Here is a 23,670-nt window from a genome sequence, read left to right as displayed (position 1 = left end):
GGCAGCCCGTCAGCGGGTCCGGTGGTGGCGCAGGTGGGTCAGCCGCAGCCCGTGCAGGGTCAGGTCCGGGACGTGGTGGGTAACGGTGTCGGCGCGCCCGTGGACCAGCTCCGCGAGCCCGCCGGTGACGATCACGCTGACCGGCAGCGCGTCCGGCCCCAGCTCGGCCAGGATCCGGCGGACCAGCCCGTCGACCTGTCCTGCCGCCCCGTAGAGCACCCCGGCCTGGACCGCCTCGACCGTCGTGCGGCCGATCACCGAGCGCGGCTCGACCAGGTCCACCGGCCGCAGCGACGACGCGCGCTCGGCCAGCGCCTGCATCGCGATGTCGACGCCCGGGGCCAGCGCGCCGCCGAGGAACTCGCCCTTCGCGGTGACCACGTCGATGTTCGTGCAGGTCCCGAGGTCGACGCAGATGCAGGTGGTGCCGAACAGGTGGTGCGCGGCGAGCGAGTTCACCACCCGGTCCGCGCCCACCTCGCGCGGGTGGTCCACCAGCAGCGGCACGCCGGTCCGCACCCCCGGCCCGACGACGAGCGTCCGCATCCGGTCCGACCAGCGCGCGAGCAGGGTGCGCAGCTCCCGCGACGGGCCGGGCACCGTGGACAGCGCGGCGACCGCGGTGACCTCGGGGAAGCGCGCGCCGAGCATCCCGGAGACGGTGAGGTCCAGCTCGTCGGCGGTGGCGGAGGTGTCGGTACGCAGCCGCCAGCGCCGCTCCGGCACCGGGTCGAGCCCCTCCGCATCGGTCCCGGTGTCGGGGTAGAGCCCCAGCGAGACGTGGGTGTTCCCGACGTCGATGCAGAGCAGCACCGCGTCGTCCCTACCGGGCCGCGCTGGTCAGCAGACCCGAGCCCGCCGGGGCGTGCCCCGGGTCGGCGCCCAGGTCCGCGATCCGGTTGTCGGCGTCGACGAAGACGACGCGCGGGCTGTAGTCGCGCAGCTCGGCCTCGTCGTAGGAGCCGTAGGAGATCAGGATGACCAGGTCACCGGGGTGCACCAGGTGCGCGGCGGCGCCGTTGATGCCGATCACCCCGGAGCCGGGCTCACCGGTGATCACGTAGGTCTCCAGGCGGGCGCCGTTGGTGATGTCGACGATGCTGACCTGCTCGCCCTCGAGGAGATCGGCGGCCGCCATCAGATCGGCGTCGACGGTGACCGAGCCGACGTAGTGCAGGTCGGCCTGCGTCACGGTGGCGCGGTGGATCTTGGACTTCATCATCGTGCGGTTCACGGCGGTTCTCCTCGGGAGGCGGCGGTCAGAACGCGATGGGGGCGTTGTCGATGAGCCGGGTGGTGCCGACCCGGGCGGCGACGAGCAGTCGGCCGTCCCCGCCGCCCGGAGCGGGAGCGGGGCCGAGGTCGGCGTCGCGCAGCTCCAGGTAGTCGACGTCGACCTCCGGCTCGGTCGCCAGCTCGGCGCGGGCGGCCTCCAGCACCGCGTCGTGCCCGCGGACCGACACCGCGGCACCAGCGGCCAGCGCGCGCGACAGCACGGCGGCGGCGCGACGCTGACCGGGGTCGAGGTAGACGTTGCGCGAGGACAGGGCCAGTCCGTCGTCCTCCCGGACGGTCGGGACGCCGACGATCCGGGTCGGGAAGTCCAGGTCGCGCACCATCCGCCGGATCAGCGTGAGCTGCTGGTAGTCCTTCTCGCCGAACAGCGCGACGTCCGGGCCGACGATGTGGAACAGCTTCGACACGACGGTGAGGACGCCGTCGAAGTGGCCCGTGCGGGAGGCGCCCTCCAGCTCGTCGCCGAGCGGTCCGGCGGTGACCCGGGTCTGCGAGCCCGGCGGGTACATGTGCTCGACCTGCGGGGTGAACACCAGCTCGACGCCCTCGTCGCGGCAGACGTCGAGGTCGGCCTCGATCGGGCGCGGGTAGCGGTCGAGGTCCTCGTCCGCGCCGAACTGCAGCGGGTTCACGAAGATCGACACGACCGGGACGACGGCGCCGGGGATCCGCTTGGCGTGCCGGATCAGCTCGCGGTGGCCCTCGTGCAGCGCGCCCATGGTGGGGACGAGGACGACCTTGCGGCCGGCCCCGCGCAGCGCACGGGTGACCGCGGCGAGCTTCGCCGGGTCGCTGTGCACGGTCAGCCGGCCGGTGCCGTACCCGTTCCGGGTGGAGCCGGGGGTGCTCACTTCTCCTCCAGTGCGGTCTCGATGTCGCGGACACCGTCGGGGCCGAGGAGCCCGGCGGCGGCGGCGCGGTGGGCGGTCCGCCCGGCCAGCGCGCGGTAGACGGCGGCCAGGTCGGGGTCGGCGTCGCCGATGCGGGCCAGATGGGTCCGGACGGTGCCGGCGTCGCCGCGGGCGACCGGTCCGGTCAGCGCGCGGTCGCCGTGGCGCAGCGCGTTGTCCAGCGCGGCCGACAGCAGCGGCGCGACCAGACGCTCCGCGGGCGCGATGCCCGCGGTCTCCAGCAGCTGCACGCAGTCCCCGACCAGCGTGGTCAGGTGGTTGGCGCCGTGGGCGAGTGCGGCGTGGTACAGCGGACGCATCGCCTCCGGGATGCGGACGGGCTCGGCCGACATCTCCAGCACGAGCGCCTCGGCGACGCTCCAGCCGACGGCGTCGCGCGGGTCGCCGTGCTCCGGGTCGCCGGGTGCGGTGACACCGATGCAGCAGGCGGCGAGCCGCTCGACGTCCTCGGGGCGGCCGGTCACGGTCATCGCCGGGTGCAGCGCCAGCGGCAGTACGCCCTGCTCCGTCGCCGGGTCCAGCACCGCGACGCCGCGCGACCCCGCCGTGTGGACGGCGATCTGGCCCGGGCGGAAGCAGCCGGCGGCGGCGAGGCCGCGGACCAGGCCGGGCAGGACGTCGTCGGGGACGGCGAGCAGGACCAGGTCGGCACGGGAGCAGACCTCGTCGGGCGGGAGCAGGGGCACGTCGGGGAGCAGGGTCTCCGCTCGGCGCACCGAGGCCTGCGAGACCCCCGAGGCCGCGACGACGACGTGGCCCGCGCGGGCGAGCGCCGCACCGAGCACCGCACCGACCCGACCGGCCGAGACCACCCCGACCGCGAGCCGCGCGGGGCGACCGCCATCGATCGCAGAGTCCATCACGAGAATCCGTTTCCTCCCGTTCCGGTCCTGGTGGGGTACCGGTCGGGCAATCCGCGGTCGGCGCGACCTCCGGTGGCCGCGCGCCGGACGCGAGGGTAGACGGGCCCCGGGTCCGGGGCGCGCTCCTGAGACCGGCCTCACCCCGGCCCCGCCCGTGATCGACGGTTGTGGAGCGGAGCGTTCGCAAGGCGGGCGCAGGGCTCCACAACCGGTGATCACCGGGTGGTGGTCACCGACGGCCGGTCAGCGGGGGCGGTCCGGCTCGTCGTCCGGGCGGCGCATCGGGCGGGTCGGGCCGGGGTCGGACGGGTCGTCGTGGTGGCGGCCCCGGTGCTCCGTGGCCGGGGACTCGGGGCGGCCGACGGGCCGGGTGACGTCCTCTCCCGGGCCCGGACCTGGGCTCGCCGGACCCGGCCCGGTCCCTGGCCCCGGACCGGGGACGGGAGGCCCGGACGTGCCGGGGCGGAACCCACGGGCAGCGCCGTCGTGCCCGGCGGACCGGGCCGTGGTGGAACCGGATCCTCCCGAGCCGGGTTCCCCTGAGCCAGGCCCTCCCGAGCCGGGCCCTCCGGAGCCCGACGCCGGGGAAGCCGGGGCCGGGGAGCCGGACTGCGCGGACCGAGCGCCCGGAGAGCCGGGGGCCCGGGAGCCGGTGCCGGGGCCGCTGCCGAGGCCGGGGCGCGCGGTCGGGTCCTGTGGGCGACCGGGAGCCCCCGGGCCCCCGGCGGGCCTGACATCCGGCGCCGGCGGGGTGGTGCTCCGATGGGCTTCCGCCCACCGGGGCGGGCGCAGCTCGTCGGGCCGCCCCCACGGCGCGGCGGCCGCCAGCGTGACGGGGCCGGGCGGGAGCGGCGGTACGGGCGGGCCGGCGGCGGCCGAGCCGCCGCCGTCGGGGAAGGTCGGGATGCGGAACTGGCCCGAGAAGCTGCCGTCCGCCGCGGCCGGGGGCGGCGGCTCCCAGTCCGACGGACGCTGCCGTGCCCAGGCCGCGACCAGCGCCTCCGGCACCCCGACGGCGACGGCGCGGGCCCGCAGCAGCGCGGCCAGCTTCTCGTCGTGCAGGGCGTGGGCGCTCTCCCGCACCGCGCCGCGCGCGATCCGGTTCCGCATGAACGCCAGCTCGGTGACCGCGGACTGGTAGTCGGCGACGGCCTTCGCCGCGGCCGGGCCGGAGCGGCGCCGCACCAGCGTGCGCCAGCCCCTCCGCCGGGACAGCCGGGCCAGCAGGGGCACCTCGCTGGGCGCGATCCACCCCGCGGCGGCGAACCCGGGCAGCTGTGCGGCGACGATCCGCGCCTCGCGGCGACGGGCGAACACCACGAGCAGGATCAGCCCCACGAAGATCGGGACCATCACGAACAGGTAGATCTGGTAGAAGCCGCCGGGCGTCGCGGCCAGCACCGACGCGCCGTTCCAGAGCGCGTGCAGCACCACCGCGGCGACGTAGCCGGCGATCATCGCCAGCACCCGGACCCCGATGCTGCGGCTGGCCGCCGCGATCCCGGCGGCGATGCCGATCATGCAGGTGAACAGCGGGTGCGCGAACGGCGAGGCGACGCCGCGGACGAACAGCGTCGCGAGGACCCCGGCCGACTCCGGCTCGGACACCGCGCGGCCCAGGTAGAGGATGTTCTCGCTGAACGCGAACCCGGCGGCGACGATCCCGGCGTAGACGACGCCGTCGACGATCCCGTCGAACTCACGGCGCCGGAACAGCAGCAGCCCGATCAGGAACAGCCCCTTGGTGAACTCCTCGACGACCGGGGCGACCACGACCGGGCCGAACAGGTCACCCGCGCCACGCCCGGCGGCCGCGTCGAGCACCGCCGAGGCGCTCGTGTTGATCAGCAGGGCGACCAGTGCGGCGAACCCGGCGCCCCAGAGGAACGCACCCATCAGCATCCGCGGCGGCTCGGGCTCCCAGCGGTCCACCCAGAGGAACGCCGCCACCACCGGCACGACCGGCAGCAGCGCGGCCAGGGTCCCGACGACCACTCCCGGCGTCCCGATCGCGCGTTGCAGCACCCCGAGCGTGATCACCGCGAGCAGGGCCAGCACCACCAGGCCCACGACCGGCAGGAGCACGCCCCGTCGCTTGGCCGACGGCGCCGGCACCGGGGCGTACGGGCGGCCGAGCGTCGGGGACGTCATGACCCTCCAGCGTAGAGAACCGCCCCCCGCTGCGCGGGGGGACGCGCCTCAGCCGGCACGGATCCCACCGTCGGTGTCGTCCGGCTCGTCGGGGGAACGACAGCAGTACTCCAGCCAGAACGCGGCGCCGACCAGCAGCAGCGCGCTGACCACGCCGACCCCGGCGACGACGCTGTCCCGGAATGCGGCCACCACGACCGCGGCCCGCGGCAGCGTGTGCATCAGCACGCCCACCCACAACCCGGCGACCACCGCACCCCCGACCGCGGAGGCCTTCGCGAGCAGCACCGCCCGGGCCGCGACGAGCGGCGGCACCGGCGCGGCCCCGTTCCGGCGGTCGATCCGGCGCCGCAGCACGACCCCGCCCGCGGCCTCGGCGGCGGCGAGCACCGCGACGACGACCGCCGCGGCGACCGGCAACGTCGGCAGCATCCCGTAGGTCAGCTGGACGAGAATGTTGCCGAGCAGGGCCGCGACCACCGCGATCGCGGCGACGTCGCGGACCCGGGTCGGGCGCACGGTCGGGCGCGGGTCGTCGTCCGGGCCGCGCCCGGGGCGCCGACCGCCCGGTCCGGGCGCGGTCATGCCGGGTCCCGCAGCACGACGTCGTCGCGGCGGTGCACGCCCGCGCAGCCGTCCGGGCCGAGCCGGTCCAGCAGGTCGGCGACCGGGCCGTGCCCGTGCAGGACGGCGCCGGGCTCGGCGAGCAGCCACGGCAGCAGCACGGTGGCCCGGTCGGGGGTGCCGGGGTGCGGCAGGAGCAGCTCCGGGTCGTCCGAGGTCACCGGGGCGCCGTCGTCGGTCACCTGCACGATGTCGACGTCGAGGGTGCGCGGCCCCCACCGCTGCTCGCGGACCCGGCCCGAGGCGTCCTCGAGGGCCTGCCCGCGGCGCAGCCAGCCCCGGGCGTCGAGTGCCGGGTCGTCGGCGACGAGCACCGCGTTGAGGAAGTCCGGTTGGTCGGTCACGCCCCACGGCGCCGTCTCGAACACCGGCGACACCGCCACGACGGCCGACCCCAGGTCCGCGACGACCGTGCGCAGGTGCGCGGCCCGGTCGCCCAGGTTGGAGCCGAGGGACAGGACCGCGCGGGTCACGCCCGGCTCCGGGTCAGGACCACCGCGACGTCGTCGAAGGTCAGCGGGATCGGCGCCGACGGCTTGTGCAGCGTCACCTCGACGGCGGCGATCCGGGCGTCGAAGTCCAGCACCGCCTGCGCGATCTCCCCGGCGACGGCCTCGATCAGGTCGCGGGCCGGGCCGCCGACGATGCCCGCGGCCAGCTCGGCGAGCTCGCCGTAGTGCAGCGTGTCGGCCAGGTCGTCCGAGGCCGCGGCGGGCGCGAGGTCGGCGTGCACCACCAGGTCGACGACGAACTCCTGGCCGTCGCGGCGCTCGTGGTCGAACACGCCGTGATGGCCGCGGACCCGCAGCCCCCGCAGCTCGATCCGGTCGCTCACCGCCCGGTCTCCCGCGGGGAGCGGGCACGCGAGGCGCCGAGCCGGCAGGCCGCCGCGACCGCGATGGCGTCCATCGTGGACTCGACGTCGTGCACCCGCACGCCCCAGGCGCCCGCGTTCGCCGCGAGCGCGCTGATCGCGGCGGTCGCGACGTCGCGGCCCGCCGGCGTGCGCGGCTCGCCGTCGGCCGAGGCCAGCAGCTCGCCGAGGAACCGCTTGCGCGAGGCCCCGACCAGCACCGGGAAGCCCAGGTCGACGAACACGTCCAGCCGCCGCAGCAGCGCCCAGTTGTGCGAGGCGTTCTTGGCGAACCCGAGGCCGGGGTCGAGCACGATCCGGCCGGGGTCGACCCCGGCCATCACGGCGTGGTCGACCCGGGCGACGAGCTCGGACCGGACCTCGCCGATCACGTCCTCGTAGCCCGCGAGCTGCGCCATCCCGGCGCTGTGCCCGCGCCAATGCATGATCACCCAGGGCGTCCGGGACTCGGCGACGACCGCGGCCATCCGCGGGTCGGCAAGGCCGCCGGAGACGTCGTTGACCATCGCCGCACCGGCCTCGACGCAGGCCAGGGCGACCTCGGACCGGGTCGTGTCGACGCTGACCCGCACGCCCGCGGCGACGAGCTCGCGCACCACCGGCAGCACGCGCTCCCGCTCGGTCTCCGCGTCGATCCGCTGCGCGCCGGGCCGGGTCGACTCCCCGCCGACGTCGACGAGGTCGGCACCGGCGTCGCGCATCGCGACGCCGTGCGCGACGGCGTGCGACCGGTCGACGTAGCGGCCGCCGTCGGAGAACGAGTCGGGGGTGACGTTCAGGATCCCCATGACCGCGCAGCGGCCGAGCTCGGGCAGCGCCCCGCCCGGGGCGACCACGTCAGCGCCCCCTGATCAGCGACAACGCCTCCGCGCGGGAGGACGCCGAGCTCTTGAACAGCCCGCGCACCGCCGAGGTGGTGGTGCGCGACCCCGGCTTGCGGATGCCGCGCATGGCCATGCACAGGTGCTCGGCCTCCAGCACGACGATCACCGCGCGCGGGTTCAGCTTGCGCACCAGGGCGTCGGCGATCTGCGCGGTCAGCCGCTCCTGCACCTGCGGGCGCTTGGCGTACAGGTCGACCACCCGGGCCAGCTTGGACAGGCCGGTGACCTGCCCGTCGACGGCCGGGATGTAGCCGACGTGGGCCACCCCGTGGAAGGGCACCAGGTGGTGCTCGCAGGTGGAGAACATCGGGATGTCCTTGACCAGCACGAGCTCGCCGTGGCCCTCGTCGAACGTCTTCTCCAGCACCGAGTCCGGGTCGACGAACAGCCCGGCGAAGATCTCGCCGTAGGCACGCGCGACCCGGGCCGGGGTCTCCTTGAGGCCCTCGCGGTCCGGGTCCTCCCCGACCGCGATCAGCAGCTCGCGGACGGCGCGCTCCGCACGGTCCAGGTCGATCCCGCCGGGCACGGCCTGGGTCACCCCGGCCGCCACCGCGGCGGACTCCACCGGACCGAGGCGTCCGTCCGTCGTCGACGTGCTCAGTGTCCTGCCTCCGGGTCGTGTCCGCGCCGCTGCTCGCCGGCGCCGGAGTCGTCCGCACCACCCGGCGCGCCGTTGCCGTGCGCACCGTTGCCACTGCTGCTGCCACTGCCGTTGCCGCCGGTACCCGGTCCGGACCCGGACCACGGGCCGCCCTGGGCCGGCCCCTGCGGGCCGCCCTGCTGCGGCGGCTGCGCCCAGTTCGGCGGCGGCCAGCTCTGCCCCTGCGGGGTCGTCGCGGGCCGCCAGTCCGGCGGGGCACCGTAGTTCGGGGCGACGGCGGGCGGCGGGGGCTGCCCCGGGCCGCCGTAGGAGCCGGCCCGGCCGTAGCCGTGTGCCGGGGCACCGTGCCCGTTGCCGGGCGCGCCGTAGCCGTTGCCGTTGCCGTTGCCGTTGCCGGCACCATTGCCGGAGCCGTACCCGCCGTCGTTCGGGGCGTCCGGGCGGCTCGGGACCGGGCCGCCGGCCGGGAACGGGGAGGCGCCGGGCGTGCCGGGCGCGTCGCCGTAGCCGTTCGCGGAGCCCGAGCCGACCTCGGCCGGGGTGCGCTCCTCCTCCTCGGGAGGCAGCACCTCGCCGCGCTCGTACGCCAGCTCGCGCCGGGTCTTGATCGGCGGCTTCTCCGACGGCGTGCGCACGCCGAAGTCGTCGAACGCGGTGATCCGCGGCCGCTTCTCCACCGACCCGAAGATCCGCTCGAGGTCCTTGCGGTTCAGCGTCTCCTTGTCCAGGAGCTCCAGCACCAGGTCGTCGAGCACGTCGCGGTAGGTGTTGAGGATCTCCCACGCCTCGGTGTGCGCGGCCTCGATGAGCTTGCGCACCTCCTCGTCGATCTCGTGGGCGACCTCGAGCGAGTAGTCGGCCTGGTTGCCCATCGAGCGGCCGAGGAACGGGTCACCCTGCTCCCGGCCGTAACGGACGGCACCGAGCTTGGCGCTCATGCCGTACTCGGTGACCATCGCGCGGGCGATCTTGGTGGCCTGGTCGATGTCGGAGGACGCACCGGTCGTGGGCTCGTGGAAGACGAGCTCCTCGGCCGAGCGGCCGCCCATCGCGAACACCAGCCGCGCGATCATCTCGGCGCGGGTCATGAGGCCCTTGTCGTCCTCGGGGACGACGAGCGCGTGCCCACCGGTGCGACCGCGCGGCAGGATCGTGAGCTTGTAGACCGGCTCCAGGTCCGGCATCGCCCACGCGGCCAGCGCGTGCCCGCCCTCGTGGTAGGCGGTGATCTTCTTCTCGCGCTCGGAGACGATCTTCGACTTGCGCCGGGGGCCGCCGACGACCCGGTCGACCGACTCCTCCAGCGCGGCGCCGTTGATCAGCGTCCCGTGCTCGCGCGCGGTCAGCAGGGCGGCCTCGTTGATCACGTTGGCCAGGTCGGCGCCGGACATGCCCACGGTGCGCTTCGCCAGCGACTCGAGGTCGACGTCGTCGGCGAAGGGCTTGCCCTTGGAGTGCACGGCCAGGATCGCGCGACGGCCCGCCAGGTCGGGGGCACCGACCGGGATCTGCCGGTCGAACCGGCCGGGACGCAGCAGCGCCGGGTCCAGGATGTCGGGCCGGTTCGTCGCGGCGATCAGGATGATGCCGCCGCGGGCGTCGAAGCCGTCCATCTCGACGAGCAGCTGGTTCAGGGTCTGCTCGCGCTCGTCGTGACCGCCGCCGAGGCCGGCACCGCGCTGGCGGCCGACCGCGTCGATCTCGTCGACGAAGATGATGCAGGGCGCGTTCTGCTTGGCCTGCTCGAACAGGTCACGCACACGGGAGGCACCGACACCGACGAACATCTCGACGAAGTCGGAGCCCGAGATCGTGTAGAACGGCACGCCCGCTTCGCCGGCGACCGCACGGGCCAGCAGCGTCTTGCCGGTGCCGGGCGGGCCGTAGAGCAGGACGCCCTTGGGGATCTTCGCGCCCAGGGCCTGGTAGCGGCCCGGGTTCTGCAGGAAGTCCTTGATCTCGTAGAGCTCCTCGACCGCCTCGTCGGCGCCCGCCACGTCCGCGAACGTGTTCTTCGGCATGTCCTTGTTCAGCTGCTTGGCCTTGGACTTGCCGAAGCTCATGACCCGGTTCCCGCCGCCCTGGGCGTTGTTCAGGAACCAGAACAGCAGGATCAGCACCAGCGCCAGCGGGATCATCGTGATCAGCAGCGTGGACAGGAAGGAGTCCTGGCGCACGACGGTGTCGTACTCGGCGATCCCCGGGACCTGGCGGATCTGGTCGAAGATCTGGCCGGAGATCTGCGCCGGGTACTGGGTGAGGATCTGGGTGGTCTCGTTGCCGTTGACCTCGATCGGGCGGTCCAGCGTGAGACGGAGCTGTTGCTCACGGTCCTCGACGAGGGCGTCCTTGACATTGCCCGACTGCACCTGGGAGAGCGCGACCGACGTCGTGACCTCGGTGTATCCACGGGTGTCGTCGAACAGCTGACTGAACCCGAGATAGATCAGGAGCGCGACGAGGATCCAGATCAGCGGGTTGCGGAGCAGGCGCTTGCGGTCCATGCAACGTCGGCCTGGGTGGCCTTCACCTTCCCGGGAGTGGTTCTCGGCAGCGGCGGCGGACGGTGTACCGCCCCGCCGGAGGGCCCTGACCCGTCAGGATAGCCCCACGGTGGGTGGAGTGCTCCGGACGGACCTGGCCGGACCGCCCGGTGTGCGGGCGGACGTCCGGTGAACGAACCGGCGAGCTGCCCGGTTCCCCCACAGGGGTGTCCCGACGCACACGTCGGCACCGTCGTGTGGGACAACTGTGCAACACGCTCGGTACCCGGACGGCGGCGGAGGGCAGCGGCGCCCTGCTCCGTCCGGACCAGCGGCGACGATCTGCGGGCCGGGAGGGACGATCGGATGGCGCTCGACACGGTGGCCGGACCTCGGCGGACGGTGTCGCTGCTCGCCACCGGACTCGCCGCCGCGGCGGCACTGGCGGTCTTCACCGCGCCGGCGGGGGCGGCCGTCGCCGTGCCCGTGACCGCGCCGCCCGCGGCCGCCGCACCGGCGCCGCCGGTGGTCACCGCGCCGCCGGCGACCACCGCCCGGGCCGACGCCGGCCCGCTCGCGTCGCGCCCGGCCGTCGTCGCGGGGCCGGGATCGATCGGGCCGGGCACCGTCACCGAGACCACCGGCGCGGGCCTGTGCACCGCCGGGTTCGTGTTCACCGCGGGCGAGCGCACCTTCCTCGGCCAGGCCGCGCACTGCGGCGGGACCGGCGACGAGACCGAGACCGACGGCTGCACCTCCGCCGCGGTGCCGCTGGGCACCCCGGTGCTGGTGCACGGCCGCGGCGGGACCGTCACCGGGACGCTGGCCTGGAGCTCGTGGAACACCATGCAGGCCCGGGGCGAGCGCAACCCCGACGTCTGCGCCTACAACGACCTCGCGCTCGTCGAGCTGCCCGCGGGCGCCGGCCCCTCGGTGGGTGCCGCGGTGCCGTTCTTCGGCGGCCCCGGCGCGGTCCGCACCGCGCCGCTGCCCGCAGGCACCCCGGTCTTCGGCCTCACCAACCCGCCCGACGCCGACGGCGTCCGCACGGTCGGGGTGCGCGCCGGTGCGGCCGCCGCCGAGGTCGGCGGCGGCTGGGGGCACGCGATCTTCGCCGTGCAGGACGGTGTGGCCGGGGAGTCGGGCAGCCCGCTGCTCGACGCGCAGGGCCGCGCGGTCGGCGTGCTGTCCAGCCTCACCACCACCGACGACCTGCCCAGCATCGAGTACACCGACCTGGCGAAGGCGCTGGACTACGCCGCCCGCACCGACGGCCCGGCCGGTCTCGCGCTCGCCGGCGGGCACGCGTTCACCGCCGCCCCGCCCGGGGTGGACCCGCGGGCGCTGGCCACCCCAGCCGGGCCCGGGCTCGGCTGAGCCGCCCTCAGGCGTAGACCGACGGGTCGAGCGTCCCGATGTAGGGCAGGTCGCGGTAGCGCTCGGCGTAGTCGAGGCCGTAGCCGACGACGAACTCGTTCGGGATGTCGAAGCCGACGTAGCGGACCGGGACGTCGACCTTCACCGCGTCCGGCTTGCGCAGCAGCGTCACGACCTCCAGCGACGCGGGCGAGCGGGTCTGCAGGTTGCCCAGCAGCCAGTTCAGGGTCAGCCCCGAGTCGATGATGTCCTCGACGATCAGCACGTGCCGTCCGGCGATGTCGCGGTCGAGGTCCTTGAGGATCCGCACGACGCCCGACGACGACGTCGACGAGCCGTAGGAGCTGACCGCCATGAACTCCAGCTGGGCCGGGATGGGCAGCGCGCGGGCGAAGTCGGTCATGAACATGACGGCGCCCTTGAGGACGCCGATCAGCACGAGGTCGGACTCGCGGCCGTCGCGCACGAGGTCGGCGTAGTCACCGGCGATCTGCTGCGCCAGCTCCGCGGTCTTCTCGCGCACCTGCTCCTCGGTGACCAGCACCGAGGAGATGTCCCCGTCGTACACCCGACCCCCTCGCACGGACCGTGTGCCGGTCCGGTCGACGCCTCCACCGGGTCCGCGGTCACGCCCGGTCACGCGGCCGACTGTGGCGGCGCAGCACGAGCCTGCCACGGGCGCGGGTCAGCACCAAGCCGCCGCCCAGCGCCGGTCCGCCCTGTCCGCGCCAGGCCCCGACGAGGTCGTCGGCGGCGCGCAGCTGCGCGTCGGTGAGTGCCCGCGCGCCCGCCCCGGCGAGCCATTCCCGCAGGACCCGGCGTCGTACGGCGGGCTCGGCACCGGCCAGGACCCCGGCGTCGAGCGGGGTGCCGACGACCTCACCGGCCCCCGGCCCGGGCCCGGCCGACTCCGTCACGGCGGCACCCGGCGGTGGCCCGTTGTCACCGGAATCACCCGGCCCGGCCCCCCCCGCCCGTGCGGCCCTCTCACCGTCCGTGGCCACAAGGGCCGCGGACAGCAACCGGGCAGCGGCGGCGGAGAGAGCGGCGTCGTCGTCGTGGAGCTGGTCCGCGGTGCGCGCCAGCGCGGCCGCGACCCCGCCGCCCAGGACGTCCTCCAGCAGCGGCAGCACCTCGTGCCGCAGCCGGGAGCGGGCGAAGCGGGGGTCGGCGTTGTGCGGGTCGGCCCACACCTCGACGCCCGCGGCCGCACAGGCCGCGACCGTGTCCGCCCGGCGCACCCCGAGCAGCGGGCGCAGCCACGGCTCGGACCACGCGCGCATCCCGGACAGCGACCGGGCCCCGGAGCCCCGGCCGAGGCCCAGCAGCACGGTCTCGGCCTGGTCGTCGAGGGTGTGCCCGAGCAGTACCGGGGACGACGGCGACGGCCGCGCCGCCCGCAACGCCACGTACCGGGCGGTCCGGGCCGCGCCCTCGGGGCCGCCCGCCTCACCGACGACGACCGGGCGCACCGACGCCGTCACGCCGAGCCCGCGCAGCCACGCCGCGAGTGCGGCCGACCGCCCGGCGGACCCGTCCTGCAGACCGTGGTCGACGACGACGGCGTGCACCGGCCCCGCGACGACCTCCCGGACCGCGAGCAGCAACGCGGTGGAGTCGGCGCCACCGGAGCAGCCGACCAGCGGCGGGGCGGCGGCCGCGACGGCGGGCAGCCGGGTCAGTGCCGCCCGCACCGCCCGCCGGACCCGGGCCGCCGCGGCGGACTCATCACCCGTCAGGCGACGCGGCGCAGCCACGCGGGCGGGTCGTCCAGCTCGGCGCGGGTCGGCAGCGTCTCCGGCGACTCCCAGGCCCGGTTGATCCCGGCCATCCCGGCCTCGCGCTCGACGGCCCGGCAGAACGCGGCGCCGACGGCGTACTGGCGCATCTTCGCCTCGACCCCGAGCAGCGCGCGCAGGATCCGGTCGATCAGCCCGCCACCGCGGCGGCGCTCGGTGAACCGGCGCCGGATGAGCGCGACGTCGGGGACCACGTCCGGCCCGACGGCGTCCATGACGTGGTCCGCGTGCCCCTCCAGCAGTGTCGACAGAGCCAGCAGGCGGTCGAGCACGGCCCGCTGCTCGGGGCCCTGCAGCAGCTCGACCAGGGCGAGCACATCGGCCTTGCGGCCGTCCTCGCCGCGCAGCGCGCGGATCGCGTCGGGCAGCCGGGCGAGCCGCGCGGTGTCGGGCTCCTGCAGCGACAGCAGCTCGGTGACCAGCCCGGCGAAGTGGTCGCGCAGCCAGGGCACCGCGGTGAACTGGAGCCGGTGGGTGGCCTCGTGCAGGCAGACCCAGAGGCCGAACTGGTCGCCGTCGACGTCGAGCGATCGGGAGGCGGCGTAGACGTTCGGGGCGACGACGACGAGCCGGCCCGCCCCGCCGGGCCCGCCGAACGGGTCGTACTGGCCGAGCACGCGGGCGCCCATGTAGGCGAGCAGCGCGCCGAGCTGGACCCCGGAGCCGGCGGCGGTGACCGTGCGCAGCGGCCACGGTGAGTCGGGCAGCCGGGCGCCGGAGGTCAGCGCCTCCATCCCTCCGACGGCGGCACGCGCCCAGGCGGGCCGGTCCAGCACGTCGGCGGGCAGCAGCGGCAGGTCCGCCCCCAGGCCGGTGACCTCGCGGACGTGCCCCTCGGCGCGGGCGGAGTCGGCGCGCAGGCGCTCCACCAGCGCACCCGCCACCGCGGGGGTGGTGCGGGGCCCGGCGGGCATCAGCGAGGCCGCCGTCGACGCGGCCAGGGACCAGTTCACCGGCAGCCCGGCGCCGGGACGGGCGGGGCTGCGGCCGGTGACCGGGCCGGTCGTCTCGGTCTCCATGCGGCCCACGCTACCCGCGACGCCGGGTGCGTGAGACCGGGTCAGCCGCGGCAGCCGCAGCGCGACAACGTCGCCGCGATGCGGTCCAGCGCAGGCCGGGCGTCGGCCGGCGAGGTGCCGTTGGACAGCAACGCGAACACCAGCAGCCTGCCGTCGACGTCGGTGACGACCCCGGCGAGGCTGGAGGCGCCGGACAGGGTGCCGGTCTTCGCGCGCACGACGCCGCGCCCGGCGACCGTCCGCGGGTCGCCGAAGCGGTCGGCGAGTGTGCCGCCACCACCGGCGACCGGGAGCCCGGTGAGGATCGGGCGCAGGAACTGCACGTCGGTGGGGCTGTCGGACTGGGCCGCGGCCGAGGCCAGCACCGCGCCGAGCAGCCGGGCCGGGATCAGGTTGTCCCGGGACAGGCCGCTGCCGTCGGCGAGCCGGAGCCCGGACACGTCGTAGCCGGCCTGGACCAGGGCCTCGGTGACCGCCTTCGAGGCGCCGTCGAAGGAGGCCTCGGCGTCCTTGGACACCGCGACCTGGCGGGCCATCGCCTCGGCGGTGACGTTGTCCGAGGCGGTGAGCATGTACTCGATGAGGCTCGCAACCGGTGGGGAGGACACGCTGCCGAGCACCGGCGCGTTCGCCGCGGCGACGCCCTCGCGGACGTCGGAGGCGCCGAGCGCGCGGGCCAGCGCCCTCCCGGCGGCCGCGGCGGGGTCGGTGCTGCGCGGGCCGTCCTGCTGCAGCGGGTCGGTGCGGCCGCCGTCGAGCATCAGCGCCGACATCGGGGCGACGTAGCCGTCCGCGACGTCGGTGGGCCCCCAGCCCGGGGACTCGGCCGGGCCCTTCCAGAGGCTCGCGTCGGTGTAGACCGTGGTGATCGGCCGGCCGACGGCCTTCTTCACCTGCTCGGCGAGGTCGGCGATCCGTGCGGGCTCGGGGTAGAGCCCGTCCTGACCGTCGGGCAGCGCGGTCAGCGACGGGTCGCCGGACCCGACGAGGACGACCGAGTCCGGGGTCGGGCCGGGCACGACCCGGGTCGCGAGCCGGTCGGTCGGGTTCAGCGACAGCAGCGCGGCCGCGGCGGTGAGCAGCTTCGTCGTCGAGCCGGGGACCATCCCGCGGTTGCCGTCGCGCTCCCAGATCGGCTTCACCCCGCGCGGGGCCGCGGAGTCCATGACGACCCCGGTGACCTCGCCGAGCTCGGGCGCGTCGAGCTGGGAGGACAGGGCCTGGGTGATCCCGGCGGCGCTCGGCACCGGCGCCGTCGGCGTGAGCGGGCGCAGGGCGGGCATCGGGACCGGCGGGTACTGGGCGGCGGTGGTGCCGAGCCCGAACGAGCTGCGGGCGTCCGGCCCCGCGAGTGCGACGGCACCGAACAGCGAGGCCAGTGCCATCACCGCGACGGCGACCACGGCGAACCGCCGGTAGCTGCGCTCCGGCCGGCGATGCCTGCGTCCCACGGACCCTCCTGTACCTGCTCGTCCGGCGGCCGACCTGCCCGCACGGGGGTGCGACGCGGGCCACATCGGCCCGCTCCGCCCTCACCGGCGTGCACCCGTGCCCACCCGGTCCCTCACACTAGGGGGCAGCACCGACACCGCCGGAGCGGGCGGGCCAGCGGCCCCGCCCCGGATCCGGTGGAGCCGTGACACAAGACCGCTGACCCTCTTCAAGGAGCAACGAACCGTGGACTTCGACGTCACCATCGAAATCCCCAAGGGCGGCCGGAACAAGTACGAGGTCGATCACGAGACCGGACGCATCCGGCTCGACCGCACCCTGTTCACCGCCACCCAGTACCCCGCCGACTACGGGTTCATCGACGACACCCTGGGCGAGGACGGGGATCCGCTGGACGCCCTGGTCCTGGTCCAGGAGCCGACCTTCCCGGGGTGCGTCATCCGCTCCCGCGCGATCGGCATGTTCCGGATGAAGGACGAGAAGGGCGGCGACGACAAGGTCCTCTGCGTTCCCTCGGACGACCCCCGCCAGGAGCACCTGCGCGACATCCACCACCTGGCCGAGTTCGACCGGGCGGAGATCCAGCACTTCTTCGAGATCTACAAGACCCTGGAGCCGGGCAAGAGCGTCGAGGGCGCGTCCTGGGTCGGCCGGGCCGACGCCGAGCGCGAGATCAAGGCGTCCTACGAGCGCGCGAAGAGCGCCGGGCACTGATCGGTCGCCGGGGCGGCCGTCACCGGCCGCCCCGGACACCGGGTCACACCTTCTCGAACACCGCGGCGAGGCCCTGGCCACCGCCGATGCACATCGTCTCGAGCCCGTAGCGGGCGTCGCGGCGCTGCATCTCGCGGGTGAGGGTCGCCAGGATGCGGCCGCCGGTCGCACCGACCGGGTGGCCCATCGAGATCCCCGAACCGTGCACGTTGGTGCGCTCGAAGTCGGCGTCGGTGAACTTCCACTCCCGCGTGCAGGCGAGCACCTGCGCCGCGAACGCCTCGTTCAGCTCGATCAGGTCGATGTCGGCCAGGGTCAGCCCGGCCGCGTCCAGGGCCTTGGCCGTCGCCGGGACCGGGCCGATGCCCATCGTCTTGGGCGGGACACCGCCCAGCCCCCAGGACACGACCCTCGCCAGCGGGCGCAGCCCCAGCTCGGCGGCCTTCTCCGGGCTGGTCACCACGCAGATCGCGGCGCCGTCGTTCTGGCCCGAGGCGTTGCCCGCGGTCACCGTGGCGTCCGGGTCGTCCTTGCCCAGGATCGGGCGCAGCGTCGCCAGCTTCTCGACCGTCGAGTCGGGGCGGACGTGCTCGTCGCGCTCCACGACGGTGTCGCCCTTGCGGCCCGGCACGGTCACCGGGACGATCTCCTCGCCGAACACCCCGGACTCCTGGGCCGCGGCAGCCCGCCGGTGCGAGCGGACGGCGTACTCGTCCTGCTCGGCGCGCGGGATCGCGTACTCCCGGCGCAGGTTCTCCGCGGTCTCCAGCATCCCGCCCGGCACCGGGAAGTTCTTCCCGCCCGCGGTGACGCGGCCGCGGGCCAGCGAGTCGTTCAGCATGACCCCGCCGCCCTTGACCCCCCACCGCATCCCGGTGGAGTAGAACGACGCGCCCGACATGGACTCGGCGCCGCCGGCCAGCACGACCTCCGCCGCGCCGGTCCGCACCTGGGCCGCCGCGTAGAGCACCGCCTGCAGACCCGAGCCGCAGCGACGGTCGATCTGGATGCCGCCCGCGGTCACCGGCAGGCCCGCGTCGAGCGCGGCGACCCGGCCGATCGCCGGGGCGTCCATCGTCGGGTAGCAGTGGCCCAGCACGACGTCCTCGACCAGGTCGGGGTCCAGCCCGGTCCGGTCCATCACCGCGCGGATCACCGTCGCGGCCAGGGTGTGCGCCGGGACGTCGCGCAGCGACCCCCCGAACCCGCCGACCGGGGTCCGCAGCGGTTCACAGATCACCGCATCACGCATGGGGTCTCTCCTTCTAGACGAACTGCCGGGTCAGCCACTCGGCGACCAGGGCGGGCTTCTCGGATCCCTCGACCTCGACGGTCACGCCGATGGTGAGCTGGACACCGCCGGGGACGTCGCTGACGTCGGTCAGCTCGACCCTGGCGCGGATCCGGCTGCCCACCGGCAGCGGGCTGGTGAACCGGACCTTGTTCAGGCCGTAGTTCACGCCCATCTTGACCCCGTCCACCTTGTAGACGGACTGGACCAGCGTGGGCAGCAGCGACAGGGACAGGAAGCCGTGGGCGATCGTGGTGCCGAAGGGGCCGGACGCGGCCCGCTCGGCGTCGACGTGGATCCACTGGTGGTCGTCCGTGGCGTCGGCGAAGCCGTCGATCCGCTCCTGCGTGACGGTCAGCCAGGGCGAGGTCCCGATCTCGGTCCCCTTGGCCGCCCGCAGCTCGTCCACTCCGTCGAAGACGCGCATCTGTCACTCCGTTCGTGGTGCGTGGTCGGTGATCTGTCTCCCGCTCTCCCTACCGCACCGGGGGCCGTCCGGGGTGCGCCACGTCGTCGAACACACATGCCCCGCACCACACGACCGGTGCAGCTTGGTTATGGTCACCTCGTCAGGAGCCGCCTTGAGCAGACGGGCACCGCTTCGACGTGGAAGGCCGACGCCCCATGACCCCGACCGCCCGCCGCCGATGACCAGCACCACCGCCCCACCTCCCGGCCCGGACGGCCTCGTCCACCGGGCCGTGCCGTACCGGGACCCCGAGGACCAGGCCGTCGCGATCGCCGGGCCGGTGACCGAGGCGCTGGAGACGGGGCGCCGTGCGCTGGTGATCGTCGACCCGCGGTGCGCGGCGGTGCTGCGCCGCTCCCTCGGCCACGACGCCGGGGTGGAGTTCCGCTCGCCGGACCGGATGCACTCGGCCCCGCCGTTCACGGTCGCGGGGCGCTGGAGCCGCGCGGTGCGCGAGGCACTGGCCGACGGCGCGTCCGGGGTCTGCACGGTCGGCCAGCCGGTCGAGCTGCCCCATGCGGACCCCGCCTACTGGACCCGCCTCGACCTCGCCCTCTCCCACGCCCTGCGCGCGCTGCCCGTCGAGCTGCTGTGCTGCTTCCCCGACGCCGAGGCCGACCGGGCGCGCGCAGGGGCCCTGCACGACGAGTTCCTCGTCGACGGCGTCCCGGTCCCGAGCGACTGCCGGCGCGACGACCACGAGCTGCTGGCGGAGAACCCGCAGCGCCCGCCGGACGAGCTGGGGCCGCCGATCATGACGCTCCCGGTGACCCTGGACGACCTCGGGTCGATGCGGCGCATCGTCGAGCGGCAGGCCGAGCTGTCCGGGCTGGGGCCCACCCGGGTCTCCGACCTCGTGCTGGCGGTCAACGAGCTGATCAGCAACGGCGTCGAGCACGGGTCGGGCCACCCGGTCCTGCGGATGTGGCGCACCGAGGCGGGGCTGGTCTCGGAGATGAGCGACGCCGCGACGTGCCGGCTCGCGTTCCCCGGGCTGGCCGCGCCGCCGGTCTCCGGGGACCGTGGCCGCGGGATGTGGCTGGCCTCGGAGCTGTCGGACGTGCTGCAGGTGTGGACCGCGGAGGACGATCCCGGTCAGGTGACGGGCACGGTCGTGCGCGTCACGATGTCGCCCCCGTGAATCCCGGTACGGTCCCGGGGTGACCCGGCACGACCGCGCCGACCCGGTGTCCCGCTTCCTGCGGATGGTGACCGGGCCCGAACCGCCGCTCGACGAGGCCGCACTGGCGATCGCCGCCGGCGGCGCCCCGGACCCGGAGGTCGCGGCGCTGTCCACCGCGCGGGCCCGCGCGACGCTCGACGAGCTCGCCGACGGCGTGACCGGGTTCGAGTCGCTGCTGCACCGACTGTTCACCGAGGCAGGGTTCCGCGGCAACTCCGCCGACTACGCCGACCCGCGCAACTCCTTCCTGCCCGACGTCCTCGAACGCCGCACCGGCATCCCGATCACGCTGTCGGTCGTCGCGATCGAGGTCGGCCGCCGGGCCGGGGTGCCGCTGGAGGGCGTCGGCATGCCCGGGCACTTCCTCGTGCGGGTCCCTGGCACCCAACGCCTCGTCGACGCCTTCGACGGCGGCAGGCGCCTGGACCCGGCGGGCTGCGAGGAGCTCTTCCGCGCGACGACGGGTGCCGGCCCGGAGGTGCCCTTCGACGCCGGCATGCTGCCGCGCAGCTCGACCCGCCAGATCCTCGCCCGGATGCTGGAGAACCTGCGGGCGACCTACGGCCGTGCCCGTGACCACGACGGCCTGGAGTGGGTGCTCCGGATGCGGCTGGGCCTGCGGCACCAGGGCCCGGAGCTCATCCGCGAGCTCGGCGAGGTGCTCGCCGCGCAGGCCAGGTGGGACGAGGCGGCCCGGCTGATGGAGTCCTGGGTGGACGGTCCGGGGCGCGGGTCGCGCTCGGGCGCCGAGGTGCTGGACGAGGTGCGCACCGAGGCGATGCGGCACCGGGCCCACCTGAACTGATCAGGTGTGCGGGGCCCGGGTCGGCGCGCCGGAGTCCTCGCCGAAGCGCCACGGCTGCCCGGTCGACTCCAGCACGGCCATCCACAGGTCGCCGTGCGGGTCGACCTGGTTGCGACGGCTGACGGCCAGGCTCATCGGGATGTGCACGAACCGGCGTCGCACCCGTCCGACGACCATCGCGGTGCGCCCGGACATGGCGGCGTGCACCGCGGCCTGGGACAGCCGGACGGTGTAGACGCTGTCGTAGGGGTTCGCGGGGACGCTGCGGATGATGTAGCTGGGGTCGACGTAGCGGACGGTGGTCTCCATCCCGGCCTCGGCGAAGGAGTCGGCGATGCGCTCCTTGAGCCACGGTCCGATGTCGGAGAGCTTGGCGTTGCCGGAGGCGTCGGTGCGCCCCACCGGCGGCAGCATCTCCTGCCCCGCCCCCTCCGCGACGACGACGACCGCGTGCCCGCGCTGGGACACCCGTCGTCGCAGGTGGTGGAGCAGGCCGGTCTCGCCGTCGAGCTCGAAGGGCACCTCGGGGATCAGGACGGCGTCGGCGTCGGAGCGCACGAGCGAGGCGTAGCAGGCGATGAAGCCGGAGTGGCGGCCCATGAGCTTGACCAGCCCGACCCCGCCGGGGGTGGACTTGGCCTCCACGGTGACCGACCGGATGGCCTCGCTGGCCTGGGAGAACGCCGTCTGGAAGCCGAAGGACTGGTCGATGAACGGGATGTCGTTGTCGATCGTCTTCGGGATCCCGACGACGGCGATCCGCAACCCCCGCTCCCCCACCACGCGCGCGATCTCCATCGCGCCGCGCATGGTGCCGTCGCCGCCGATCACGAACAGCACGTTGAGGTGCATCTGCTCGAGGCAGTCGACGATCTCCTCGGGGTCCTGCGGGCCGCGCGAGGTGCCGAGGAAGGTGCCGCCGTCGACCGGGATGTCGCGCACCGACTCCGGGCTCAGCTCGACGACGTCGTGGCCGTAGGAGGAGACGAAGCCGCGGTAGCCGTTGCGGAACCCGACCACCCGGCGCACGCCGTAGTGGTAGGTCAGGGTGCGGACCAGGCCGGAGATGACGTCGTTCAGGCCCGGGCACAGGCCACCGCAGGTGACGATCCCGGCCCGGGTCTTCGACGGGTCGAAGTAGATCTGCCGGCGGGGCCCGCACGGCTCCAGCCCCGGCAGCTCCTCCGGTTCGACGCCCCGGGCGCGGATCCCGGCGGCGGTGTCGTCGAGCAGGACCCGGTCACCGGCGTCGACGTAGTGCTCGGTGGTGCGGCGGGCGTCGAGCAGTGGTGCCAGCGGTGAGGTGATGCGGGCCGGGCCGAGCGTGTCGATGGCCAGGTCCCCGGGGGTGATGCTGCCGTACTCCGAGGTGGTCACGCGCACGCTCCGTCTGGATCGATTCGCCCGGGGGCCGGGCGATCATCGTGTCGCACCCCGGGACGCTCGTCGATCCGACCCTCCGGGGACGACGCGGCGGGACCACCCGCGGGTGCGCCGGATCCGGCCGATCGGACCACCGTCGTCGCCGCTGGGTCATCGGCCGGTGCGCGGACCGCCCACATCGTTGCGTCGAGCATCGTCAGAGGTCACCGGTTTCGCCCACCCGCTCGCACACGCGCTGTGAACAGTTCGAGCACCCGGGGTGAACACCGCAGGTCGCATAGGGCAAAATTCGTCCATGCGGAGCAACGACCCCCGTCACACCTGGTCCACCGGATTCGCCCGCACCATCGCCGAGGAGCTGCGTCACGGCGTCGCGACCGGCGCGGTCACCTGGAGCGAGGCCGACGAGCTGCTCAACCGCCTGCGCACGGTGATCGACCAGGCGCTGGACGTGCATCCGCAGCCACTGTGACGGCGTCGGTGTCCCCGACGGGGACGGCGCGGTAGGACCGCCCGACCCACACCAGCGGACGGCCGCGGCGGCGCAGCCCGAGCAGCTCGACGACCTCGGCCGCGACCAGCAACGACGCGCCGACCTCGGTGACCGACAGGACCCGGCAGCGCAGTGCGGTGCCCACCTCGACCAGCCACGGCTCCCCGGTCGGCAGGGTCACCCACCGGACACCGGCTCCGAAACGCTGCGCGCCCGGGACGGCGAACGCCGCGGCGAGCCCGGTGTCGGCGTCGTCGAGCAGGTGCACGACGACCGTCCCGCCCCCGGCGAGCGCACGGGCCAACCGTGAGTCGCGGGCGGTCGAGAACGACACCGCCGGCGGGTCCACCCCGACCGAGGCGACCGACGAGGCCGTCATCCCGACCGGCCCGTCGGGCCCGGTCGCGGTGAGCACCGCGATCCCGGCGGGGTGCCCGCGGAACGCCGTCCGCAGGCCCCCCGCCGGATCCGCGACGGTCACGCCCGCGCCAGGGCGAAGCGCTCCGCGGCGTCGGCCCAGTTCACGACGTTCCACCAGGCCTTGACGTAGTCGGGCTTCAGTTCTTGGGGTCTGTAACGAGAACGGTGGTTCCGGCGATGTTGTCAGTAGTGCTCGGCGCCCGGCCAGCGGTCACCGAAAGTGATGGCGAAGGCGTTGAGGACTGGCTTCCAGCGCATCATCCATCGGGTGTGGCCTCGTCCGGTCGGGTCGAGGCTGCGGGTGACAAGGTACAGACATTTCATCGCGGCCTGCTCGCTGGGGAAATGCCCTCGCGCTCGGACCGCTCGCCGGTAGCGGGCGTTCAACGATTCGATCGCGTTCGTCGTACAGATCACCCTCCGGACCTCGATGTCGTAGTCGAGGAACGGCATGAACTCGGTCCAGGCGTTACGCCACAAACGTATCATCGCCGGATAGGCTCGCCCCCACTCGTCATCGAGATCATCCAGCGCGGCTGCAGCGGCATCGGCGGTGGACGCGGTGTAAATAGCTC

General features: G+C 74.8%; 26 protein-coding genes. 5 read left to right on the top strand and 21 right to left on the bottom strand.

Going from position 1 to position 23,670, the window contains the following annotated elements; translation table 11 throughout:
* Positions 1 to 9: 9 nt before the first annotated feature.
* From FVA95_RS16285 to ftsH, 11 genes are all read right to left on the bottom strand, one after another.
* Positions 10 to 813, bottom strand: a complete 804-nt coding sequence (locus FVA95_RS16285; RefSeq protein ID WP_020622270.1) for a type III pantothenate kinase — start codon at positions 811 to 813, stop codon at positions 10 to 12.
* 10 nt (positions 814 to 823) lie between these two features.
* Positions 824 to 1,234, bottom strand: a complete 411-nt coding sequence (gene panD, locus FVA95_RS16280) for an aspartate 1-decarboxylase (protein WP_020622271.1) — start codon at positions 1,232 to 1,234, stop codon at positions 824 to 826.
* Between the two features lie 25 nt (positions 1,235 to 1,259).
* Positions 1,260 to 2,147, bottom strand: a complete 888-nt coding sequence (panC, locus tag FVA95_RS16275; RefSeq protein WP_149664984.1) for a pantoate--beta-alanine ligase — start codon at positions 2,145 to 2,147, stop codon at positions 1,260 to 1,262.
* A complete protein-coding gene (locus FVA95_RS16270) occupies positions 2,144 to 3,067 on the bottom strand; it encodes a Rossmann-like and DUF2520 domain-containing protein (protein ID WP_020622273.1) in 924 nt (307 codons plus the stop codon). Before FVA95_RS16270 ends, panC begins: the two co-directional genes overlap by 4 nt.
* Before the next feature lie 246 nt (positions 3,068 to 3,313).
* The gene (locus FVA95_RS16265) at positions 3,314 to 5,221 is read right to left on the bottom strand and encodes a PrsW family intramembrane metalloprotease (RefSeq protein ID WP_149664983.1); all 1,908 of its coding nucleotides are present in this window, start codon (positions 5,219 to 5,221) and stop codon (positions 3,314 to 3,316) included.
* A gap of 48 nt (positions 5,222 to 5,269) precedes the next feature.
* Positions 5,270 to 5,806 carry a DUF3180 domain-containing protein gene (locus tag FVA95_RS16260; protein ID WP_149664982.1) on the bottom strand — a complete coding sequence of 179 codons (537 nt, stop codon included), beginning with the start codon at positions 5,804 to 5,806 and terminating at the stop codon, positions 5,270 to 5,272.
* Positions 5,803 to 6,318 carry a 2-amino-4-hydroxy-6-hydroxymethyldihydropteridine diphosphokinase gene (gene folK, locus FVA95_RS16255; RefSeq protein ID WP_075309657.1) on the bottom strand — a complete coding sequence of 172 codons (516 nt, stop codon included), beginning with the start codon at positions 6,316 to 6,318 and terminating at the stop codon, positions 5,803 to 5,805. Before folK ends, FVA95_RS16260 begins: the two co-directional genes overlap by 4 nt.
* Entirely contained in the window at positions 6,315 to 6,680 is a 366-nt protein-coding gene (gene folB, locus FVA95_RS16250; RefSeq protein ID WP_020626240.1) for a dihydroneopterin aldolase, read from the bottom strand. The genes folK and folB overlap by 4 nt, the downstream gene beginning before the upstream one ends.
* Entirely contained in the window at positions 6,677 to 7,507 is an 831-nt protein-coding gene (gene folP, locus FVA95_RS16245; RefSeq protein WP_149665002.1) for a dihydropteroate synthase, read from the bottom strand. The genes folB and folP overlap by 4 nt, the downstream gene beginning before the upstream one ends.
* Before the next feature lie 49 nt (positions 7,508 to 7,556).
* On the bottom strand, positions 7,557 to 8,171 hold the full coding sequence (gene folE / locus FVA95_RS16240; RefSeq protein WP_020626238.1) for a GTP cyclohydrolase I FolE: 615 nt from the start codon (positions 8,169 to 8,171) through the stop codon (positions 7,557 to 7,559).
* Between the two features lie 32 nt (positions 8,172 to 8,203).
* Positions 8,204 to 10,711 carry an ATP-dependent zinc metalloprotease FtsH gene (ftsH, locus tag FVA95_RS16235; RefSeq protein WP_240051539.1) on the bottom strand — a complete coding sequence of 836 codons (2,508 nt, stop codon included), beginning with the start codon at positions 10,709 to 10,711 and terminating at the stop codon, positions 8,204 to 8,206.
* Positions 10,712 to 11,056: 345 nt separating this feature from the next.
* Between ftsH and FVA95_RS16230 the strand changes: the two genes are divergently transcribed.
* Positions 11,057 to 12,067 (top strand): S1 family peptidase, encoded by a 1,011-nt coding sequence (locus tag FVA95_RS16230; RefSeq protein ID WP_149664981.1) that lies wholly within the window; start codon positions 11,057 to 11,059, stop codon positions 12,065 to 12,067.
* Between the two features lie 7 nt (positions 12,068 to 12,074).
* Here the strand turns inward: FVA95_RS16230 and hpt are convergent, their stop codons facing one another.
* The 4 genes from hpt to dacB are packed head-to-tail and all read right to left on the bottom strand — an operon-like array spanning position 12,075 to position 16,336.
* Positions 12,075 to 12,635 carry a hypoxanthine phosphoribosyltransferase gene (hpt, locus tag FVA95_RS16225; RefSeq protein WP_020623080.1) on the bottom strand — a complete coding sequence of 187 codons (561 nt, stop codon included), beginning with the start codon at positions 12,633 to 12,635 and terminating at the stop codon, positions 12,075 to 12,077.
* Positions 12,636 to 12,693: 58 nt separating this feature from the next.
* Entirely contained in the window at positions 12,694 to 13,806 is a 1,113-nt protein-coding gene (gene tilS / locus FVA95_RS32970; protein WP_149665001.1) for a tRNA lysidine(34) synthetase TilS, read from the bottom strand.
* Positions 13,803 to 14,885 (bottom strand): zinc-dependent metalloprotease, encoded by a 1,083-nt coding sequence (locus FVA95_RS16215; RefSeq protein WP_149664980.1) that lies wholly within the window; start codon positions 14,883 to 14,885, stop codon positions 13,803 to 13,805. The genes tilS and FVA95_RS16215 overlap by 4 nt, the downstream gene beginning before the upstream one ends.
* A 41-nt stretch (positions 14,886 to 14,926) precedes the next feature.
* Complete coding sequence (gene dacB, locus FVA95_RS16210; protein WP_161992330.1) at positions 14,927 to 16,336, bottom strand: D-alanyl-D-alanine carboxypeptidase/D-alanyl-D-alanine-endopeptidase; 1,410 nt, start codon at positions 16,334 to 16,336, stop codon at positions 14,927 to 14,929.
* A gap of 226 nt (positions 16,337 to 16,562) precedes the next feature.
* Here dacB and FVA95_RS16205 point away from each other — a divergent pair, with 226 nt between their 5' ends.
* Positions 16,563 to 17,051: an inorganic diphosphatase gene (locus FVA95_RS16205; protein ID WP_020628413.1), complete on the top strand. Its 489-nt coding sequence runs from the start codon at positions 16,563 to 16,565 to the stop codon at positions 17,049 to 17,051.
* Positions 17,052 to 17,094: 43 nt separating this feature from the next.
* Here the strand turns inward: FVA95_RS16205 and FVA95_RS16200 are convergent, their stop codons facing one another.
* Positions 17,095 to 18,303, bottom strand: coding sequence for an acetyl-CoA C-acetyltransferase (locus tag FVA95_RS16200; RefSeq protein WP_043282922.1), 1,209 nt, complete (start codon positions 18,301 to 18,303; stop codon positions 17,095 to 17,097).
* A gap of 13 nt (positions 18,304 to 18,316) precedes the next feature.
* Positions 18,317 to 18,769, bottom strand: coding sequence for a MaoC family dehydratase (locus FVA95_RS16195; protein ID WP_149664978.1), 453 nt, complete (start codon positions 18,767 to 18,769; stop codon positions 18,317 to 18,319).
* A 220-nt stretch (positions 18,770 to 18,989) separates the two neighbouring features.
* Here FVA95_RS16195 and FVA95_RS16190 point away from each other — a divergent pair, with 220 nt between their 5' ends.
* Positions 18,990 to 19,952: an ATP-binding protein gene (locus FVA95_RS16190; RefSeq protein WP_161992329.1), complete on the top strand. Its 963-nt coding sequence runs from the start codon at positions 18,990 to 18,992 to the stop codon at positions 19,950 to 19,952.
* A gap of 19 nt (positions 19,953 to 19,971) precedes the next feature.
* Entirely contained in the window at positions 19,972 to 20,799 is an 828-nt protein-coding gene (locus FVA95_RS16185; protein WP_205015877.1) for a SirB1 family protein, read from the top strand.
* Here FVA95_RS16185 and FVA95_RS16180 read toward each other — a convergent pair whose 3' ends face one another.
* Positions 20,800 to 22,176, bottom strand: coding sequence for an ATP-dependent 6-phosphofructokinase (locus tag FVA95_RS16180; protein ID WP_149664976.1), 1,377 nt, complete (start codon positions 22,174 to 22,176; stop codon positions 20,800 to 20,802).
* Positions 22,177 to 22,477: 301 nt separating this feature from the next.
* Here FVA95_RS16180 and FVA95_RS30870 point away from each other — a divergent pair, with 301 nt between their 5' ends.
* Entirely contained in the window at positions 22,478 to 22,654 is a 177-nt protein-coding gene (locus FVA95_RS30870; protein ID WP_020624792.1) for a hypothetical protein, read from the top strand.
* Here FVA95_RS30870 and FVA95_RS16175 read toward each other — a convergent pair.
* From FVA95_RS16175 to FVA95_RS16165, 3 genes are all read right to left on the bottom strand, one after another.
* Positions 22,596 to 23,156, bottom strand: a complete 561-nt coding sequence (locus FVA95_RS16175; RefSeq protein WP_149664975.1) for a flavin reductase family protein — start codon at positions 23,154 to 23,156, stop codon at positions 22,596 to 22,598. The two genes, FVA95_RS30870 and FVA95_RS16175, sit on opposite strands and share 59 nt — an antisense overlap.
* On the bottom strand, positions 23,153 to 23,236 hold the full coding sequence (locus FVA95_RS16170) for a Fe-Mn family superoxide dismutase (protein WP_240051541.1): 84 nt from the start codon (positions 23,234 to 23,236) through the stop codon (positions 23,153 to 23,155). Before FVA95_RS16170 ends, FVA95_RS16175 begins: the two co-directional genes overlap by 4 nt.
* 42 nt (positions 23,237 to 23,278) lie before the next feature.
* A partial coding sequence (locus tag FVA95_RS16165; protein WP_193564307.1) for a transposase occupies positions 23,279 to 23,670 on the bottom strand: 392 nt, incomplete at its 5' end.

It is taken from the genome of Pseudonocardia sp. EV170527-09, assembly GCF_008369905.1.
In the GTDB taxonomy this organism is placed as follows: domain Bacteria; phylum Actinomycetota; class Actinomycetes; order Mycobacteriales; family Pseudonocardiaceae; genus Pseudonocardia.
Note: the sequence above shows the minus strand (reverse complement) of the source record. Positions and strands in the feature narration are given on the sequence as shown.

What these genes read in the sequence shown, in the direction of transcription:
- FVA95_RS16260 (WP_149664982.1), bottom strand. Translation starts at nt 5,806, where the DNA reads ATGACCGCGCCCGGACCGGGCGGTCGGCGCCCCGGGCGCGGCCCGGAC.
- FVA95_RS16270 (WP_020622273.1), bottom strand. Translation starts at nt 3,067, where the DNA reads ATGGACTCTGCGATCGATGGCGGTCGCCCCGCGCGGCTCGCGGTCGGG.
- ftsH (WP_240051539.1), bottom strand. Translation starts at nt 10,711, where the DNA reads ATGGACCGCAAGCGCCTGCTCCGCAACCCGCTGATCTGGATCCTCGTC.
- folP (WP_149665002.1), bottom strand. Translation starts at nt 7,507, where the DNA reads ATGGGGATCCTGAACGTCACCCCCGACTCGTTCTCCGACGGCGGCCGC.
- FVA95_RS16230 (WP_149664981.1), top strand. Translation starts at nt 11,057, where the DNA reads ATGGCGCTCGACACGGTGGCCGGACCTCGGCGGACGGTGTCGCTGCTC.
- FVA95_RS30870 (WP_020624792.1), top strand. Translation starts at nt 22,478, where the DNA reads ATGCGGAGCAACGACCCCCGTCACACCTGGTCCACCGGATTCGCCCGC.
- FVA95_RS16195 (WP_149664978.1), bottom strand. Translation starts at nt 18,769, where the DNA reads ATGCGCGTCTTCGACGGAGTGGACGAGCTGCGGGCGGCCAAGGGGACC.
- FVA95_RS16190 (WP_161992329.1), top strand. Translation starts at nt 18,990, where the DNA reads ATGACCAGCACCACCGCCCCACCTCCCGGCCCGGACGGCCTCGTCCAC.
- FVA95_RS16265 (WP_149664983.1), bottom strand. Translation starts at nt 5,221, where the DNA reads ATGACGTCCCCGACGCTCGGCCGCCCGTACGCCCCGGTGCCGGCGCCG.
- FVA95_RS16215 (WP_149664980.1), bottom strand. Translation starts at nt 14,885, where the DNA reads ATGGAGACCGAGACGACCGGCCCGGTCACCGGCCGCAGCCCCGCCCGT.
- FVA95_RS16200 (WP_043282922.1), bottom strand. Translation starts at nt 18,303, where the DNA reads ATGCGTGATGCGGTGATCTGTGAACCGCTGCGGACCCCGGTCGGCGGG.